General features: G+C 67.6%; 15 protein-coding genes. 5 read left to right on the top strand and 10 right to left on the bottom strand.

Features of this window, described 5'->3' with window-relative positions; genetic code table 11:
* Positions 1-133: 133 nt before the first annotated feature.
* Positions 134-712: an aminoacyl-tRNA hydrolase gene (pth, locus tag ACFWPX_RS04810; protein ID WP_378926201.1), complete on the bottom strand. Its 579-nt coding sequence runs from the start codon at positions 710-712 to the stop codon at positions 134-136.
* 23 nt (positions 713-735) lie between these two features.
* Entirely contained in the window at positions 736-1,356 is a 621-nt protein-coding gene (locus ACFWPX_RS04805; protein WP_378926200.1) for a 50S ribosomal protein L25/general stress protein Ctc, read from the bottom strand.
* Between the two features lie 418 nt (positions 1,357-1,774).
* On the opposite strand from ACFWPX_RS04805, the gene ACFWPX_RS04800 reads away from it, so the two are divergent.
* Positions 1,775-3,415, top strand: a complete 1,641-nt coding sequence (locus tag ACFWPX_RS04800; RefSeq protein ID WP_378926198.1) for a peptide chain release factor 3 — start codon at positions 1,775-1,777, stop codon at positions 3,413-3,415.
* Positions 3,416-3,498: 83 nt separating this feature from the next.
* Here ACFWPX_RS04800 and ACFWPX_RS04795 read toward each other — a convergent pair whose 3' ends face one another.
* Together ACFWPX_RS04795 and ACFWPX_RS04790 are read right to left on the bottom strand one after the other, a co-directional pair.
* Positions 3,499-4,023, bottom strand: coding sequence for a nuclear transport factor 2 family protein (locus tag ACFWPX_RS04795; RefSeq protein WP_378913480.1), 525 nt, complete (start codon positions 4,021-4,023; stop codon positions 3,499-3,501).
* Positions 4,024-4,305: 282 nt separating this feature from the next.
* Positions 4,306-5,178, bottom strand: a complete 873-nt coding sequence (locus ACFWPX_RS04790; RefSeq protein WP_378710021.1) for an Abi-alpha family protein — start codon at positions 5,176-5,178, stop codon at positions 4,306-4,308.
* A 401-nt stretch (positions 5,179-5,579) separates the two neighbouring features.
* Between ACFWPX_RS04790 and ACFWPX_RS04785 the strand changes: the two genes are divergently transcribed.
* Both ACFWPX_RS04785 and ACFWPX_RS04780 read left to right on the top strand, forming a co-directional pair.
* Complete coding sequence (locus ACFWPX_RS04785; RefSeq protein WP_378913463.1) at positions 5,580-6,794, top strand: hypothetical protein; 1,215 nt, start codon at positions 5,580-5,582, stop codon at positions 6,792-6,794.
* Entirely contained in the window at positions 6,785-7,630 is an 846-nt protein-coding gene (locus tag ACFWPX_RS04780) for an Abi-alpha family protein (protein ID WP_378913462.1), read from the top strand. The genes ACFWPX_RS04785 and ACFWPX_RS04780 overlap by 10 nt, the downstream gene beginning before the upstream one ends.
* Here the strand turns inward: ACFWPX_RS04780 and ACFWPX_RS04775 are convergent.
* Positions 7,627-9,417 (bottom strand): ABC-F family ATP-binding cassette domain-containing protein, encoded by a 1,791-nt coding sequence (locus tag ACFWPX_RS04775; protein WP_378913461.1) that lies wholly within the window; start codon positions 9,415-9,417, stop codon positions 7,627-7,629. The two genes, ACFWPX_RS04780 and ACFWPX_RS04775, sit on opposite strands and share 4 nt — an antisense overlap.
* A gap of 198 nt (positions 9,418-9,615) precedes the next feature.
* Entirely contained in the window at positions 9,616-10,551 is a 936-nt protein-coding gene (locus ACFWPX_RS04770) for a 4-(cytidine 5'-diphospho)-2-C-methyl-D-erythritol kinase (RefSeq protein WP_378926195.1), read from the bottom strand.
* A 153-nt stretch (positions 10,552-10,704) separates the two neighbouring features.
* Between ACFWPX_RS04770 and ACFWPX_RS04765 the strand changes: the two genes are divergently transcribed.
* Positions 10,705-10,911: a heavy-metal-associated domain-containing protein gene (locus ACFWPX_RS04765; RefSeq protein ID WP_378926192.1), complete on the top strand. Its 207-nt coding sequence runs from the start codon at positions 10,705-10,707 to the stop codon at positions 10,909-10,911.
* A 370-nt stretch (positions 10,912-11,281) separates the two neighbouring features.
* Here the strand turns inward: ACFWPX_RS04765 and rsmA are convergent, their stop codons facing one another.
* The 4 genes from rsmA to ACFWPX_RS04745 all read right to left on the bottom strand — a co-directional run bounded on the left by rsmA (position 11,282) and on the right by ACFWPX_RS04745 (position 15,628).
* Positions 11,282-12,166 carry a 16S rRNA (adenine(1518)-N(6)/adenine(1519)-N(6))-dimethyltransferase RsmA gene (rsmA, locus tag ACFWPX_RS04760; RefSeq protein WP_378926190.1) on the bottom strand — a complete coding sequence of 295 codons (885 nt, stop codon included), beginning with the start codon at positions 12,164-12,166 and terminating at the stop codon, positions 11,282-11,284.
* Between the two features lie 34 nt (positions 12,167-12,200).
* Positions 12,201-13,358 carry an alpha/beta fold hydrolase gene (locus ACFWPX_RS04755; RefSeq protein ID WP_378926188.1) on the bottom strand — a complete coding sequence of 386 codons (1,158 nt, stop codon included), beginning with the start codon at positions 13,356-13,358 and terminating at the stop codon, positions 12,201-12,203.
* A 115-nt stretch (positions 13,359-13,473) separates the two neighbouring features.
* The gene (locus ACFWPX_RS04750) at positions 13,474-14,601 is read right to left on the bottom strand and encodes a transglycosylase family protein (protein ID WP_378926186.1); all 1,128 of its coding nucleotides are present in this window, start codon (positions 14,599-14,601) and stop codon (positions 13,474-13,476) included.
* Positions 14,602-14,773: 172 nt separating this feature from the next.
* On the bottom strand, positions 14,774-15,628 hold the full coding sequence (locus ACFWPX_RS04745; RefSeq protein WP_378926184.1) for a TatD family hydrolase: 855 nt from the start codon (positions 15,626-15,628) through the stop codon (positions 14,774-14,776).
* 1 nt (position 15,629) lies between these two features.
* Here ACFWPX_RS04745 and metG point away from each other — a divergent pair, with 1 nt between their 5' ends.
* Complete coding sequence (metG, locus tag ACFWPX_RS04740) at positions 15,630-17,198, top strand: methionine--tRNA ligase (RefSeq protein WP_378926182.1); 1,569 nt, start codon at positions 15,630-15,632, stop codon at positions 17,196-17,198.
* The last annotated feature ends 126 nt before the right edge of the window (positions 17,199-17,324 follow it).

The following is a 17,324-nucleotide window of genomic DNA, read 5'->3' as shown; positions in this document are numbered from 1 at the left end:
GTACCCCAGCCCCGCCCCCGCGCCCCGGCGCGCTTGACACCCCCCCCCCCCCCCGGCCCCTTGGGGCCGCGGACACGCGCGCGCCAGCGCGCCGATAAACACAGCGTCAAACCTGTCTGGGACTACCACACATCTAATGCAGGTTGTTCTGGGCTGCTTCCAGCCCGACCTTCAACAGCAGCTCCACCGCGTCGGCGGCCTGCTCCACGATCACCGGAACCTCTTTACGCTCCGGCGCGGAGAAGGGCTTGAGCACGTAATCGGCCGGATCCTGTCGACCGGGGGGACGCCCGATCCCGATCCTGGTCCGCAGGTACTCCTTGGTGGTCAGCGCCTGCGAGATCGACCGCAATCCGTTGTGTCCACCTTCGCCGCCGCCCTGCTTGAGCTTGAGCGTGCCGAACGGCAGATCCAGCTCGTCGTGGACCACGATCACCTGATCCACCGGCACCGAGAAGAACTTCGCCAGCGCGGCGACCGGCCGCCCGGACAGATTCATGTAGGTGCGCGGCTTCGCGATGAGGATCTGACGGCCGTCCAGACGCGCCTGGAGCAGGTCGGCACCGGACTTCTTGTGCACGGCAAAACGGCCGCCGACGCGCTCGGCGAGCACATCGGCGACCAGGAAGCCCACATTGTGGCGGGTGCGCTCGTATTCGGGGCCGGGGTTACCCAGTCCGACTACGAGCGCGGGCCCGGAAGATTCGGTCATTGCCCGAATCGTAGTGCGCGGTCTTACTCGGACTCGGGAGCGGCCTCCGCGGTCGCGGCTTCGGCGGCGGCTTCGCCCTCTTCGTCCATCTGCGAGGCGGACGGTGCTTCGATCACGTTGACGATCAGCGCTTCCGGGTCACCGGCCAGGGTGACGCCCTTGGGCAGCGCGATGGTGCCGGCCAGGATCTGAGTGCCCGGCGCGATGCCGTCGACCGAGACCTCGATGGACTCGGGCAGGTTCATCGCGTCGGCCTCGATCGACAGGCTGTTGAGTTCCTGGGTGATCAGGGCGCCGGAGACGGCATCGCCGGTGACGACGACGTTGACGTCGGTGGTGACGCGCTCGCCACGCTTGACGATCAGCAGGTCGGCGTGCTCGATGTAGCGACGGATCGGGTGGACGACGACCGACTTGGTCATCGCCAGCTGCGGCTGGCCATCGATCTGCAGGTTCAGGATGGCGTTGGTGCCGTGCAGACGCAGGATCGCGGCGAACGCCTTGGCGTTCAGCGACAGGTGCTGCGGCTCGGCGTGGTGGCCGTACAGCACGGCGGGCACGTTGCCGTCGCGACGGGTACGGCGAGCGGCACCCTTACCGAATTCGGTGCGGACGGCGGCTTCGATCAGATTGGCGTCGGACATACTGAATGCGCTCCTACGGCTGGTCATGGGTGACCCAACTCCGGGGTCAAGGTCTACTCGTCGGACGAAAGAACGAACGAGGACGGCCCAAACAACTCAGCCGAGCCGCGTCGATCACGGTGTGCGCACCAAACGGGCACTCACCCTCGCCGAGACAACCCGCCAACCATACCGCATCGACAATCGCACCCTGAAACCGCCATGTGACCGCACACCGACCCGCACATCCCGACCTCGAGGAGGGATCGCCGACGCAGTGGGCGGTTCGCGCCCGTCCCGTTGATCAGGTGCCGTTGCGTAGGCGACGAAGGAGCAAGCAACGGTGCCTGATCGACGGGACCGCCGGGGGCGCGAACTCGAGCGCGCCAGCGCTCCAATACTGTAGATAGGTTGCCGACCACTGCGAAAGGTTCGACCGTTGACCGAGTCCGGAGAAGGCGTCGCCCCCACCCCACGCGGGTTACCCGCCGAGGTGGCTCGTCGCCGCACGTTCGCCGTGATCTCGCACCCCGACGCGGGTAAGTCGACGCTCACCGAAGCGCTGGCCCTGCACGCCAGGATGATCTCCGAGGCGGGCGCCATCCACGGTAAGGCCGGTCGCAAGTCGACGGTGTCGGACTGGATGGAGATGGAGAAGGCGCGCGGCATCTCGGTGAGTTCGACCGCGCTGCAGTTCAACTACCGGGCCGCCGGATCCGATATCGACAATGTGATCAACCTCGTCGACACCCCCGGCCACTCCGATTTCTCCGAGGACACCTACCGGGTGCTCACCGCCGTCGACGCCGCGGTGATGCTGATCGACGCGGCCAAGGGCCTGGAACCGCAGACGCTCAAGCTGTTCCAGGTGTGTCGCCACCGCGGCATCCCGGTGATCACCGTCATCAACAAATGGGACCGGCCGGGTCAGGCCCCTCTGGAACTGCTCGACGAGATCAGCGAGCGGATCGGCCTCACGCCCACTCCCCTGTTCCTGCCGGTCGGCATCGCGGGCGATTTCCGCGGCCTGCTGCGCCGTGGACCCGAGGGTGAGGCGAGCGAGTACATCCACTTCACCCGCACCGCCGGTGGCGCGACCATCGCGCCCGAGGAATACCTGACTTCCGCCCAAGCCGAAGCTCGCGAGGGCGAGGCCTGGACGACAGCGGCGGAGGAGAGCGAACTGCTCTCGGCGACCGGGCAGGACCACGATCAGGAAATGTTCCTGGCAGGCCAGACGTCGCCGGTGATCTACGCCTCGGCCATGCTGAATTTCGGTGTGCGCCAACTGCTCGAGACGCTGGTGGAACTGGCGCCCGCGCCGGGCTCGCGTGCCGATGTGACAGGCAAGGAACGCACCACCGGTGACCCGTTCAGCGCGGTGGTGTTCAAGGTGCAGGCGGGGATGGATACCGCCCACCGCGACCGGCTGGCGTTCATGCGGATCGTGTCCGGCGAGTTCGAGCGCGGCATGGTGGTGACGCACGCGCAGACCGGTCGCCCGTTCGCCACCAAGTACGCGCTCACGGTCTTCGGCCGCGAGCGCACCACGGTCGACACCGCCTATCCCGGCGATGTGGTCGGCCTGGTCAACGCCACCGCGCTCGCGCCTGGCCACACGCTGTTCGTCGAGAAGAAGGTGGAGTACCCACCGATCCCGAGCTTCGCGCCCGAGCATTTCGCGACGCTGCGCGCGCAGAGCGCGGGCAAGTACAAGCAGTTCCGCAAGGCCATCGACCAGCTCGATTCCGAGGGCGTGGTGCAGGTGCTGCGCAACGACGCCCGCGGTGACGCCACTCCGGTACTGGCCGCGGTCGGACCGATGCAGTTCGAAGTGGTCACGGCCCGGATGCAGGGCGAGTTCAACGTCGAGACCCAGCTGGACTTCCTCCCCTTCACCCTGGCCAGGCGCACCGACGCGGAGTCGGCCCCCGAGCTGGACCGCCAGCGTGGGGTCGAGGTGTTCACCCGCACCGACGGCGTGATCCTGGCGCTGTTCAGCGACAAGTGGCGGCTGCAGTACATCGAGAAGGAACACCCGAAACTCACCCTGGAACCCCTGGTCGCGACCGCGGACTGACGCTGTCTGGGTCGGGAGAATCAGGCGTACCTACGCATTCGCTCCGGCCGTGCGCGGCTGAGGAACGCTGCGCGTCGGCGTCATCATGCTGCCGGTCCGGGATTGCGTTCCACCGAGGAGATGTGGTTCTCCTGCGCGATCATTCCCCAGCGGCTCGCGGTGAGACGCAGGCTGGGCAGGTCGCTGAGCGAGAGCACCACCTCGTAGGTGCGCTCGTACCCGGTGTGCGAGATGCGCCAGTGCCCGTCGTCGCAGCGCACGTAGCTGTCGGTATAGAAAGCGGCGCCGCGCAGGCACATGTTGTGTTCGGGGATGATCACCGTGTCGGCCAGGTACCAGGTACCGGTGGCGGTGTCACCGTCGATATCGATCTCGGGGTGGTCGCAGCGGTGCTCGGTGATCACGTGCGGTCCGAGGGTATTGCGCAGGAAGGCCAGGAAGGCCTCGCGCGACTCGAACTGCAGGTATTCGCTGTAGGTGGCGGTGGCCTCGGGGATCATCGTGTCGGCGAACTCGTCCCACGACTTGGTGTCGAGACTGCGCAGATAGCGGTACTTGAGCCTGCCGAGCGCGATGAGGTCGTCGGGGTGATCCGGCGGGCGCTCGATCGGTGCGGGCTGTTCTTCGTCGTCCGGTGGCGGTGACGCCATCCATGCCTCCCCCGAGTCCGACCCGGCGACCAACGGAGCGTCATCACCGGGCAGCAACGGCACCGGGCCTACCCACGCGGACGCGACAGGTTCGTCGACGTGCACGTTGGGAGTTTCCGGGCCCTGCTCCATCTCTCCACGATCCCACCAGAAACGGCTCGCCGCCCGTTCTGTATCAGATCGCTATCACTGCCGACACCGGAGTGTGACCTCCGGCGGCGGCGGTGACAGCTGTCTGGGCTACCCGATGGTGAAGCAGGTGCGGCAGAAATCCTCGCCGAATTCCGAGAGGCGAAGGCTCTTGCGCACGATCTTGGGCGCGCGGCCCGCCTTCTTGAGCGCCTGCTCCACGACGGGCTGCACTTCCAGCACCATGTACCGGCTCAGCACGACCGGATCGTCGGAGGTGAGCGTGAGACCGAGGCGATTGAGGTTGATCAGGTAGGACCGCGAGCGGTCCGGGTAGCGCACGCCCGCCTGTTCGGGGACCGAGGTCAGGTCGCCCTGCACCAGCTCCGAGCCGATGCCGAGCGGCCGGTTGGTCCGGACGTCGACCGAGGGTTGCGGACCGTTGAGGGCCATGAACCGCAGGATGCGGGCCTCGTCGGGAGCGACCTCGTCGAGGATGCGGTCGTAGGCCGGGTGCACGTCCTCGGTGAAGTACACGTCGGCCGAGCGGGCCAGCAGCGCGTCACCGCGTCGCCGCAGGTCATCGGTGGTGGCCGAGCGCAGGTACGGGCCGACGGTGATGGCCTGCTGCGAGGCACCGTTCGGCGTCGGCACATAGCTGACGATCTCGCGCACCGACCCCTCGGTGACGCCGAGGGCGCTGCGTGCGATGGAGCGAAGGGCATTGCCGGTGCGCTCGGCGATATCGGCGGAGGATTCGCCGTCCAGCGCCGCCTGCGCCAGTTCCTTGGTGACCTCATAGGTGGTGCCGACAGCCCACTGACTGCCGCGCACCGCGGTACCGGCGGCCAATCCGGCGGCGCGGAAAACGCCACGGATCAACCGTGCTTCATTGCTGATCTGTCGCTGCTCGACATCCGAGCTGCGCTCGACGGCGCGGGTACCGGCACGGGCCAGGTCCTGACCGGTCCTGTCGTCTGTCACGTCCTACTCCGAAGTCTCGCCATGTGAACAGTCCTCGCCACCGCGCGCCCCCTGTGCGCGCCAGTTGTGGCCTGTCACGAAATGTGGTGATGGTCATTGTTCCGACTAGCAAGGGTGAGTACGGCATTCAGGACAGGTTCTGTGACTGATGTCTCAGACACTACCCTGTGGTCTGACACACGACGAATGGACCCGGTTCCTCATCTCACAGTAGGGTCACCTCGCCGCGGGGGTGATAAATTTTTGGTTCTCGGTGAGGCGGTGGTCACCGGGTATCGGCAGGAGGGCGTGTCGTGTTGGAGAGTGTGTTCGGGTTACACCCGACACTTCTGCTTGAAATTCTGACCATTCCTCTTTTCACAGGAATTATCGGATACATAACCAACTGGTCCGGCATTCTCATGCTGTTCCAGCCGATCCAATTCCATGGTTTCCGACTGCCCGGTCTGCGCGCGGTCTTTCCCTATCTGCCCAAGCGGATCCAGGTCTTGCCGCTGCTCAGCTATGACGGCCGGATCGGCTGGCAGGGCATCGTGCCCTCGCGCGCCGACAAGATGGCCAGCATCGCGGTCGACAAGGGACTGTCCAAACTGGGCAGTGTCGCCGACTTCTACCGAGAGCTCGACCCGGAGAAGCTGGCCGAACATCTGGCCGAGGTGGCCGACGCGCAGATCCGCGACATCGTCGAGGTGATCCTGCGTCGCGAACACCCGCAGCTCTGGTACAACCTGCCCGTCCAGGTCAGGGAGATGATCCATCAGCGGGTGCGCTCGCAACTGCCCGAGATCCTGCGCGACCTCACCATGGAGCTCGGCGCCAATATCGACCAGCTGCTCGATGTGAAGCAGATGGTGATCCGCTACTTCCAGGCCCGACCGCAATTGCTCAACCAGCTGTTCCAGGTGCTCGGCGCCAAGGAACTGCGGTTCATGCAGAACTTCGGCTTCTATTTCGGCGCGCCCTGCGGGTTGCTGCTGGTCCTGGCGCTGCACACCACCGGGCTCTCAGCGCTGGTCGTGCTGCCGGTCGGCGGGATCATCATCGGCTGGGTGGTGAACTGGATCGGCATCAATATGATCTTCGCGCCCGCCACGCCGAAGTGGTGGTGCCCGTGGCGGCAGGGTCTGCTGATCAAGCGCCAGCCCGAAATCACCGCCGGTTACGCGGCATTGGTGTCCACCGAGGTCGTCACGGTGGCCAATATCGGCGACGAACTGCTCAACGGCCCGCGCTCGGACCGGACCCTGCAGATGCTCGAGGACACCCTGCGCCCGGCCGCCGACCGCGCGCTCGGACCCGCGCGGCCCGCGGTGAAGTTCATGCTCGGCAGCCGCGAATACGACACGCTGCAAGCGACTCTCACCACGCAGGCCATGACGATCGCGCCGATGGCGTTCGCCGACCCCGCGTTCAATGCTCAGCAGAGCAGGCAGGTCAACGATTACATCGCCCGGCAAATGTCCGCACTTTCCCCACATGACTTCGTGGACATGCTGCGCTCGGCGATCAAACAGGACGAATGGTTGCTTTTTGTCCATGGCGGCGCGCTGGGACTGCTCGCCGGATACGCTCACATCCTGGTCTTCGGAACAGGAGTAGCGACGACATGGATGTAGACGACGGGACCCCGTCCACCGAGCTGGTGCGACGATCGGTACCGCCGCTCGAGGTCTCCGCCGACAAGCGTGGGCTGCTGCCCGTCTCACCGGTACGCACGGTTCGTGCGGCCACCGGTGTGGCGCGGGTAGCGCTCACCGCTGCCTCGGGAATGACGCTGTGGACGCTGGACACCGCGCTCGGGGTGACCGTCACGGTGCTGCGCGGCAGCATGGCGGGCAATCCGCCCAACGAGGTGCTCGCGGAGGCGGAAACCGAAGTGCGCGACCGGCTCCGGCACGCGCTCGGCCTGCCGACGGGCGCCGAACATCGCGGCGACGACGGCACCCCGACCCTGCGCGAGCAGGGCGCCGAACTGCTCCGGCTGTCCGCCAGCACGCACGCCGCACAGCCGGACACCCATCCGGCCTATCCCGGCATCCTCGCCGAGATCACGCCCGACGAGGCGCGGATCCTGCGATTCCTGCACGTCGACGGGCCGCAGCCGGCCATCGATGTGCGCACCGGGCGTCAGCGGGCGTTCGGCGGCGAACGGTTGATCAGCGGTCTCACCATGCTGGGCGACCACGCCGGCCTGCGGTTTCCGAACCGGGTACCGCAGTACCTGCCCAACCTGCGCAGGCTCGGGCTCATCGAGTCCACCCGCGACCCCGTCGGGAACCCGCACCGCTACCAGGTCATCGAGGCCCAGGAGCAGGTGCGGGAAGCGTTGAAGCGCCCCGGTTTCGGCACGAAGGTGACCTACCGCAGCATCCTGCTCACCGAATTCGGCGCCGACTTCGTCCAGACGTGTCTACCGGTAGTGATCAGCGACGGTCGCGAGACCGCGACCTAGCTCTCGCCGAGCTCCGCCAGTTCCATCCAGCGCTCTTCCGCCGCTTCCTTGTCTGCGACGACTTCCTTGAGCTCGGTACCGAGCTTGACCAGCTTGTCCGGGTCCGTTGCGGCGTCGGCCAGTGCCTTGTGCAGTTTCTGTTCGCGCTCGTCGAGTTTGGCGATGCTGCGTTCGACCTTCGACAGTTCCTTGCGGGCCGCGCGGCGGTCGGACGAATCCGTCGAGGCGCCACCGGTCTTCGCGGTGAGCGGCTTGGTGTTGCCCGCCATGGTGGCGCGCTTGGCGAGGTAGGAGTCGATGCCGCCGGGCAGGTTGGTGAGCTTGCCGTCGCCGAACAGGGCCCAGGTGGAGTCGCAGATGCGCTCGACCAGGTAGCGGTCGTGGCTGATGACCACGAGCGTGCCCGCCCAGTTGTCGAGCAGGTCTTCGAGCTGCTGCAGGGTGTCGATGTCGAGGTCGTTGGTCGGCTCGTCGAGCAGCAGGACGTTCGGTTCGGCCATCAGGATGCGGGTGAGTTGCAGGCGACGGCGTTCACCACCGGAGAGGTCGCCGACCGGGGTGCGCTGGCGGGCCGGGGTGAAACCGAGCCGTTCGGCGAGCTGGCCCGCCGAGATCTCCTTGTCGCCGAGCATGATTCGCTGCGCGACCTGCTGGACGGCCTCGAGCACCCGCATATCGGTGGGCAGGTCGTCGAGTTCCTGACGCAGCCAGCCGATCTGCACGGTCTGGCCCTGGATCCGCTTGCCCTTGGCGGGTTCGGTCTCCCCGGCCAGCGCGCGCAACAGGGTGGTCTTGCCCGACCCGTTGACGCCGACCAGGCCGACCCGCTCGCCCGGCGCGAGCCGCCAGGTGAGGTCGTCGACCAGCACACGGCCGTCGGGGGTGGTGAGGGCGGCATCCTCGAGTTCGATCACCACGCGGCCGAGTCGCTTGCGCGCGAACGCGGCCAGCGACACCGAGTCGCGCGGCGCGGGCACATCGGCGATCAGGGCCTCTGCGGCCTCGACGCGGTAGCGCGGCTTGGAGGTGCGGGCCTTGGCGCCACGGCGCAGCCAGGCCAGTTCCTTGCGGGCCAGGTTCTGGCGGCGCGATTCCGAGGCGTCGGCCTGACGTGCGCGTTCGGCGCGAGCGAAGATCCAGTCGCCGTAGCCGCCCTCGTAGACCTCCACCTTGCCGCCGACGACCTCCCAGGTGCGGTTGGCGACGGTGTCGAGGAACCAGCGATCGTGGGTGACGACGACGAGCGCGGTGCGCCGGGCGACCAGGTGCTCGGCCAGCCACTGCACACCCTCGATGTCGAGGTGGTTGGTCGGCTCGTCGAGGACCAGCAGGTCCAGATCGCGCACCAGGGCCGCCGCCAGGGCGACGCGGCGGCGTTCGCCACCGGAGAGGTTGGTGACGAGGGTGTCGAGGCCCAGATCGGCGATGCCGATGCCTTCGAGGATCGAGCGCACACGCGAGTCGGCGGCCCACTGGTGGTCGGCGATGTCGGCGGTGGACAGGTCGTCGGACAGCCCGGCGAACACGATCGAACCGATGCTCGCGCCCTCGGGCAGCACGCCGCGCTGGGTGACCACGGCCATCCGCAGCCCACCCACTCGGCTGACCCGGCCCTTGTCTGGCGGCTCCAGTCCGGTCAGGACCTCGAGCAGCGTGGTCTTACCGCCACCGTTGAGGCCAACCACCCCGATCCGTTCCCCCGCGTGAATTCCGAGGGAGACGTCATCCAGCAACGGCTTGACGCCGAAGCTCTTGGAGACCTGTTCCAGGTTGATCAGGTTGGGCATTGCCGCCTCTCCGCGACTCAAGGCCAGACATAGGTGCGGGGTTGCGGTGCGTCGGCGTCCGACGGGGGGATTGCCGGACCAGTTGGCCCGTTCCCGGTGATTTACCCATGTTCGTGCGAGATCTGTCGATTGCGATCATAGTGGACGCCGCCGTTCGCTCTGACCGGCACCGCTGCGGCCGGACTCAGCTGGTGGTCGTCAGCGTGTGGAGTGCGCCTCGGTGTCGAGCACGCGGGCGCCCGGAACAGGACCAGTGGCCGTGCGCACGCTGCGGCACACGCCGGCGCCTGCCAGCTCCGCGGCGACACCGATAGCGGCCTCCTCCGATTCGCAGAGGAACGCGCACGTGGGCCCCGACCCCGAGACCAGCCCGGCCAGCGCACCCGCGCCGACGCCCGCGCGCAGGGTGCGGCGCAGTTCCGGTTTCAGGGAGAGGGCGGCGGCTTGGAGGTCGTTGCCGAGCAGCGGTGCCAGGGTGTGGGGATCGCCGGCGGCCAGTGCCTGCATGAGTTTCTGGGGGTCACCGAGGCGCGGGGGCTCGCCTTCGGCGCGCAAGCGGTCGAGTTCGCGGAATACCGAGGGCGTGGACAGGCCCTCTTTGGCCAGCGCGAGGACCCAGTGAAAGGTGTTGCGCGACAGCACCGGGAGCAGGCGCTCGCCGCGGCCGGTGCCGAGGGCGGTGCCGCCGTGCAGGGAGAACGGGACGTCGCTGCCGAGTTCGGCGGCGATCGTGGACAGTTCTTCGCGGGTCAGGCCAAGGTCCCACAGCTCGTTCAGCCCCACCAGGGTCGCGGCCGCGTCGGCACTGCCACCCGCCATGCCGCCTGCCACCGGGATGCCCTTGGTGATGGCGATCTCCACCAGCGGGGCACGGCCTGCCAGGTGCGCGAGGCGGACCGCGGCCTTCCAGACCAGGTTGGTGCGGTCGGTGGGCACCTCGGCGGCGCCTTCACCGGTGACCCGCACGGTGAGCGAGGCCGCTGGGGCTAATCGGAGGTCGTCGGCGAGGGACAATGCCTGGAATACGGTGGTCAGATCGTGGTATCCATCCGGACGCAGATCAGCGACTCCGAGATGCAGGTTCACCTTCGACGGAGCTCGCACGACGACCGGGCTGGGCACAACTGACAGCACGATTACCCAGCGTAATAGGTTCCACCGACTAGTACGCACGTCGAATGCCCACCGCTCTACGAAGGGGTTGCACTAGGTACCCATGGGGGGTATGTTCATTCGTGTCGGGGACATACCCCTGGACCGTATGTTCGAAGAGCGAAGGAGTCGGCCATGGCCACCACCACCTACACCGTTACGGGGATGACCTGCGGACACTGCGTGAGCTCGGTCAAGCAGGAGATCGGCAAGATCGACGGCGTCACCAGTGTGGATGTCGACCTCGCCAGCGGTCGCGTCCGGGTCGACAGCACGGGCGAACTCGCCGAGACCGAGGTGGCCGCCGCGGTCGACGAAGCGGGCTACGCGCTGAGCGCCTGACTCCACTCCCGCTGGGCGAGGCGGCGCCTCGCGCGTTCCACTCGCCCAGCGGAGCCCGAGTCCACTCGAAGACACCGCGACAGGACCACGTTCACCGCGGGTTCACCCAGGTCGCGGCGCGCGACGAATCATCCACAATGTCATCCACATCCATACCCAGGCGTGGTGCGACACGAATTTCGGGGTTCGACCGGCAGCACGACCCGCGGACCATGATCAACTCCGAGTGCCGCGAAAACCGGTTGTCCACAATTGCTTTCACAGGGGCCGCGCGACCCGTGCCGATGAACGGCCGGTGTACTGCGGGATTCCCTGCGAGAGCCCACGATTCGACGCGCGCAGCCAAGCAGCGCTGACGCGCCGGCGGCGGTCAGGTCGTCGCCGCCAACCGGACGAACGCCGCGGTCTCCAGGGTCTCGCCGCGTGCCGTCGGATCGATACCCGCGGCGACGAGTCGGCGCTCGGCCTCGACGGGCGAGCCCGCCCACCCGGACAGCGCTGCCCGCAATGTCTTTCGCCGCTGCGCGAACGCCGCGTCGATCACCTCGAACACCCGTCGGCGATGCGCCTCGTCCATCGGCCACGGCGGTTCGGCATAGCGGTCGATCCGCACCAGACCCGATTCCACGCGCGGCACCGGCCAGAAGACCTGCGTCCCCACATGACCGGCACGACGAACCTTGCCGAAGAAACCCGCCTTGACGCTCGGCACCCCGTACACGCGATTGCCGGGCTCGGCGGCGAGCCGGTCGGCCACCTCGGCCTGGACCATCACCAGCGACACCATGATGCTCGGCAATGTCGCGAGCAGGTGCAACAGCACCGGCACGGCCACGTTGTAGGGCAGGTTCGCCACCAGCGCGGTCGGCACGGCGGGCAACTGCTCCGGGCGCACCCGCAGCGCGTCGGCCTCGACCACGCGCAGATGCTCGACCAGGCCGGGCGCGCGATCGGCGACGGTCTCGGGCAGATAGTTGGCGAGCACGGGGTCGATTTCGACGGCGACCACCTGGTCGACCACGTCGAGCAGCGCCAGCGTCAGCGAGCCGAGACCAGGACCGACCTCGAGCACGGTGTCACCCGCACCGACGCCTGCCGCGGACACGATGCGACGGACGGTATTGCCGTCGTGCACGAAGTTCTGTCCGAGCTGCTTGGTGGGCCGGACGCCGAAACGTTCGGCCAGGGTCCGCACCTCGGCGGGACCGAGCAATGCGGCACGGTTACCGCGAGCGGACTTCTCTGGTTCGGACACCGCTAGAACCTACCAACCTCGCCGATGGGGCAGCTCAGCGCTGCGTCGGGGCGGCGTTGACGCGCGCGAGGAAACCGTCGATGGCGGCGAGCTGTTCGGGCGAGACCGAGCCGTGCTGACCGTTGCCGAGGACTACCTGCTGATCGACACCGTTGGCCGCGAGCTGGGCGACCAGCGCGGCGTGCAGGGGCGACGGGACGACCATGTCGGCGACGTTCATGGACAGCAGGATCGGGGCGTCGTAGCCGCTGGTCGGCAACGTCATGTAGGCCGCGAGCGGATCGCGCAGCGGGGCGAGCGGTCGCGCCAGCAGGTCGGCGGCGGTGACGTCCTTGGTCGACACGAAGATCTCGTCCAGGCACTGGCTGCCCGCGGCGTCGACGATCTCCTTGCCGCGCGGAGTCAGGTACGAGTCGATATCGAGCTCGGGGCCGGTGGCGCGCAGACCGGCCAGGATGCTGACGATGAACGAGGTGGTGGCGCTGGACAGCCCCGGCACCGTCGGCGTCTCCGGGCTGACGAACGGCAGGATCTTCTCCACGTCCGAGGCAGGATCGATCGCGGCGACACCACGGAAGTCCAGCTCAGGGGCGTATTCAGCCTGCACGTGCGCCGCGCTCAGCGCCGCGTGACCACCCTGTGAAACGCCGACCACGCTCCAGGTGCGCGAGAGGTCGGGGTTGGCGGCGCGGGCGGCTCGGACCAGATCGATCGTCGCGGTCGCCTCGCTGCGCACCTCGAGGTACGGGTGCGGGCCGGTGTCGAAACGGCCGAGGCCCAGGTAATCGGGCGCGACGACGGCGAAGCCCTGGTCGATGAACCGCTGCAGCAGCCGGTCCTCGGCCCCGCGATGCTGCTGGAACGGCGCGGTTTCCGGGTCGGCCTGACCGCCGCAACCCGGGCCGGAGCCCGAGGTGCCGTGGTCGTAGGCCAGGATCGGCCAGCCGCCGACCGGTGCGTCACCTTCGGGGATGAACATCGCGCCGCTGGCCGGGCGCTGGACGCCCGCCGAGTCGGTCATCCAGTACTCGACCGACGCGCCTCTGGCGAGCCCGTGCCAGCCGTCGGGTTCGGCCTGCACCGAGATGAGCGAACCGGGGGGCGCCGCCATCGCCGGGGTGTACGCGGCGGCGGCGAAAGCGCTCGCGACCAGCGTGGCGACAACAGTCACCCGGATCGGGTTCTTCAGCACGGGTCGGCCTCTCTACCAGGCGATCAAGATCTTGGACGAGTGTACAGATCGACCGCCGCCGGACCCGGGAACGACGCGGCCGGATGAACCGTCAAGACCTCGAGGCCGAGCAGGATCAGCTGATTCCCAGCCGCCCGGTGCACGCGGGCCAAGCGCCCCAGCCCTGCCGCGCCCGAGTCACCTCGGCGATCGCGATCTGCTCTTCCCGGCTCGCCAGATCAGCCCGGGGGGCGTACTTCAACCCACCCTGCCGTTCCCAGGTGCTCTGATCGAACTGAATCCCACCGTAATACCCGTTGCCGGTGTTGATGGCCCAGTTCCCCGTCGACTCGCACTTCGCCAGCGCGTCCCACACCGCACCGTCACGCACCGGCGGCACCTCGGTCCCCGGCTTGGCGCCCTTGCGGATCGTCTTGGGCTGGGCGGGGGTGATCACATTCGAATTCACCTGCACGCGTGAGGCTTCGGCCCCGTTGACCATCTTCACCGCGAATGTCGCCTCGTGCAGACCGGGCATGCCCGGGTTCTCGATCACGGTGCGGCTCATGTTCATGGTCACGTCCTCGATCACCGTTTCGGTGGGATCGAGCGGCAGGGTTTCGGTGCGCTGTTCGGTGCGCTGCCGCGTGACGACAACCTGCATGCCCTCGGCGAGCGGCGTCGTGGCGGCGGGCACCGTGAAGTCCTCGTCCTTCAGCGGAACGCCCGCGGCAGTGAGGAATTCACCGATGGTCGCCGCGGCGAGGCGCATATCGACCGGGGCTGCGCCGCCGTCGACCAGCGAGATATTGCGCGGGGTGTACACGCTCAGCGCCGCACCAGCCAGCGGCAGTTTCTCGGTGCGCGACGGCAGCACGTGGGTGTCGGACGGGATCTGCATCGACGCGAGCGCGTCGCCCGCGGTGGTGCCGGTGGTCCACACCTTGCGCTCGATACCGTCGAGGGTGACCGTGATCTCGCGGCCTCGATTGAAGGTGATGGTGGCGCCGTCGCCGACCTTGGCGCTCGCGGCGGGGATCACCTCGTCGTGCTCGGCGATCTCGTAGCCCGCGTCGGCCAGGATGGCGCGCACATCGCGCGACATCGTCGAGAGCTCGGTCCGTTCGCCGTCGACGACCAGCGCCACCGTCTTGTGGTTCACGATGGCCAGCGAGGCGCCGACGAGCAAAATCAGCAGCATGGCCGCCACCGCTGCGTATAGCAGCGGTGAACGTGACGAGTTGATCCGCGCAAAAGCCGACATGATTACAGGACGATAACGACGAGGTGCGCGGTAGACAACACCGAGCGGCCCGATCAGCGGGATCGTAGATCACGATTCGATATAGACAGCGCTGGTAGATAACAACGTGAGCTCGGGAATGTGAGCCGACTCACGTTTACTGTCCAGCCCCCTGCCGATCAGACGAAACGGACTACCGAATCCGATACAGCCTGCGCGCGTTGGCGGTAGTGATCTCGGCCAGCGCCTGCGGGTCCTGTTCGCGCACTTCGGCCAGCGCGCGCACCGTGTACGGCAGGCAGTACGACTCGTTCGGCGCACCGCGATACGGGTGCGGGGTCAGATACGGCGCGTCGGTTTCCACCAGGATCTGATCGTCGGGCACCAGTTTGGCGGCCTCGCGCAGTTCGTGCGCGTTCTTGAAACTCACGGTGCCGGAGAAACTCAGCACATACCCCTCCGCCACGCAGGCCTCGGCCATCGCGGCATCGGAGGAGAAGCAGTGGAAGATCACCGTGTCCGGTGCTCCCTCGTCGAGCAGCACCGTGAGCAGGTCGTGGTCGGCTTCGCGGTTGTGGATCATCAGCGGTTTGCGCACGCGTTTGGCCAGGTCGATGTGCCAGCGGAAACCCTCGACCTGGGTTTCGATATCGGCGCAGCCGTCGAGCTTGCCGGGCCAGTAGTAGTCGAGGCCCGTCTCGCCGATGGCGACCACGCGCGGGTCGGTGGCGAGGTGTTCCAGCTCGGCCTTGGCCTTGTCGTCGAGGGCGTTGGCCCGGGTGGGATGCAACGCGACGGCGGCGTACACCCGCGGATCCCACTGCGCCGCCTGCACGGCCCACTGCGCGGCGGCCAGATCGTCGGCGATGGTCACCACATGCCCGACACCGGCCGAGGCGGCCCGGTCCACGATGGCCGTGGTCGACGCGGCATCGGTTGCGCCACAGGCATCGAGGTGCGTGTGGGCATCGATCAGGGGCGCGAGCGGCGGCGGAACAGGCGGAGCCGGACGATTCGTGTTTGCCACCCGGATTAGAGTAGTGCCCATCATGAGTGCAGCCGAAGGCGCCGAGGCGCCCGCCTTCTACGTCACGACGGCCATCGCGTACCCGAACGGTGCGCCGCATATCGGCCACGCGTACGAGTACATCTCCACCGACGCGATCGCCCGCTTCAAGCGACTCGACGGTTACGACGTGTTCTTCATGACCGGCACCGACGAGCACGGTCAGAAGATGCAGCAGACCGCGGCCACCGAGGGCATCGGAGTGCAGGAGCTCGCGGCCCGCAACTCCGATGTCTTCGAGGCGATGGACAAAGCCCTCGACATCTCGTTCGACCGCTTCATCCGCACCACCGACGAGGACCACAAGGCCGCCAGCGTCGCCCTCTGGGAGAAGATGCTCGCCAACGGCGACATCTACCTGGGCAACTACTCCGGCTGGTACTCGGTGCGCGACGAGGCCTTCTACACCGAGGAGGAGACCACCCTCCTCGCCGACGGCACCCGCGAGTCCACCGAGACGAAGACCCCGGTCACCTGGACCGAGGAGTCGAACTACTTCTTCAAGCTCTCGGCGTACCAGGACAAGCTCCTCGCCCTCTACGAGGATCGCCCCGAGTTCATCGCGCCCTCGACCCGGCGCAACGAGATCGTCAGCTACGTCAAGGCCGGTCTGAAGGATCTGTCGATCTCGCGCACCACCTTCGACTGGGGCGTTCCGGTCCCCGGCGAGCCCGACCACGTGATGTACGTGTGGGTCGACGCGCTCACCAATTACCTGACGGGCGTCGGCTTCCCGAACACCGACTCCGCGTCGTTCACGAAGTTCTGGCCGGCGAGCCTGCACATCATCGGCAAGGACATCACCCGCTTCCACACGGTGTACTGGCCCGCGTTCCTGATGTCGGCCGGGGTCGAACTGCCGGACCGGGTGTTCGTGCACGGGTTCCTGTACAACAAGGGCGAGAAGATGTCGAAGTCGACGGGCAATGTCGTCGACCCGCTCTCGCTGGTGGCCACCTACGGCCTCGACCAGGTGCGCTTCTTCCTGCTGCGCGAGATCTCCTACGGCCAGGACGGCAGCTACAGCAACGACGCCATCGCGGGCCGCATCAACAGCGACCTGGCCAACGAGTTCGGCAACCTGGTCCAGCGCAGCCTGACCATGGTCAACAAGAACTGCGACGCCAAGTCCCCCACACCCGGCGAATTCACCGACGAGGACCGCGCACTGCTCGACCGCGCCAACGCGCTACTGGCCAAGTGCCGCACCGAGTTCGACGTCCAGCAGATGCACCTCGCCCTGGAAGCCATCTGGCTCACCCTCGGCGAAACCAACCGCTACTTCTCCGCCAACGCGCCATGGGCGCTGCGCAAGTCGGGCACCGACGAAGACCTGGCCCGCATGGCGACGGTCCTCTACGTCACCCTCGAGGTGGTCCGCATCGTCGCCATCCTGGTCCAGCCGGTGATGCCGGGCTCCGCGGCCAAGATCCTGGACCTGCTCGCCCAGGAAGGCCGCACCTTCGCCGACATCGCCACTCCCCTGGCCCCCGGCCTCGACCTGCCCGCGCCGGAACCGATCTTCCCGCGCTACATCGAGCCAAAGGAATAGCCGAACGCACTGTGGCGGGGGGGGGGGGGGGGGGGGGGGGGGGGCGCGCGGGTGGGTCAAGGATGGGGTGTAGCGATTGGGGGGGGCCGCGGGGGGGGGGCGGGGGCGGCGCGGGGGCGGCGGCAC

The sequence above is a fragment of the Nocardia sp. NPDC058518 genome (assembly GCF_042719655.1).
GTDB lineage: Bacteria > Actinomycetota > Actinomycetes > Mycobacteriales > Mycobacteriaceae > Nocardia.
This window is presented reverse-complemented; position numbering and strand designations above follow the sequence as displayed.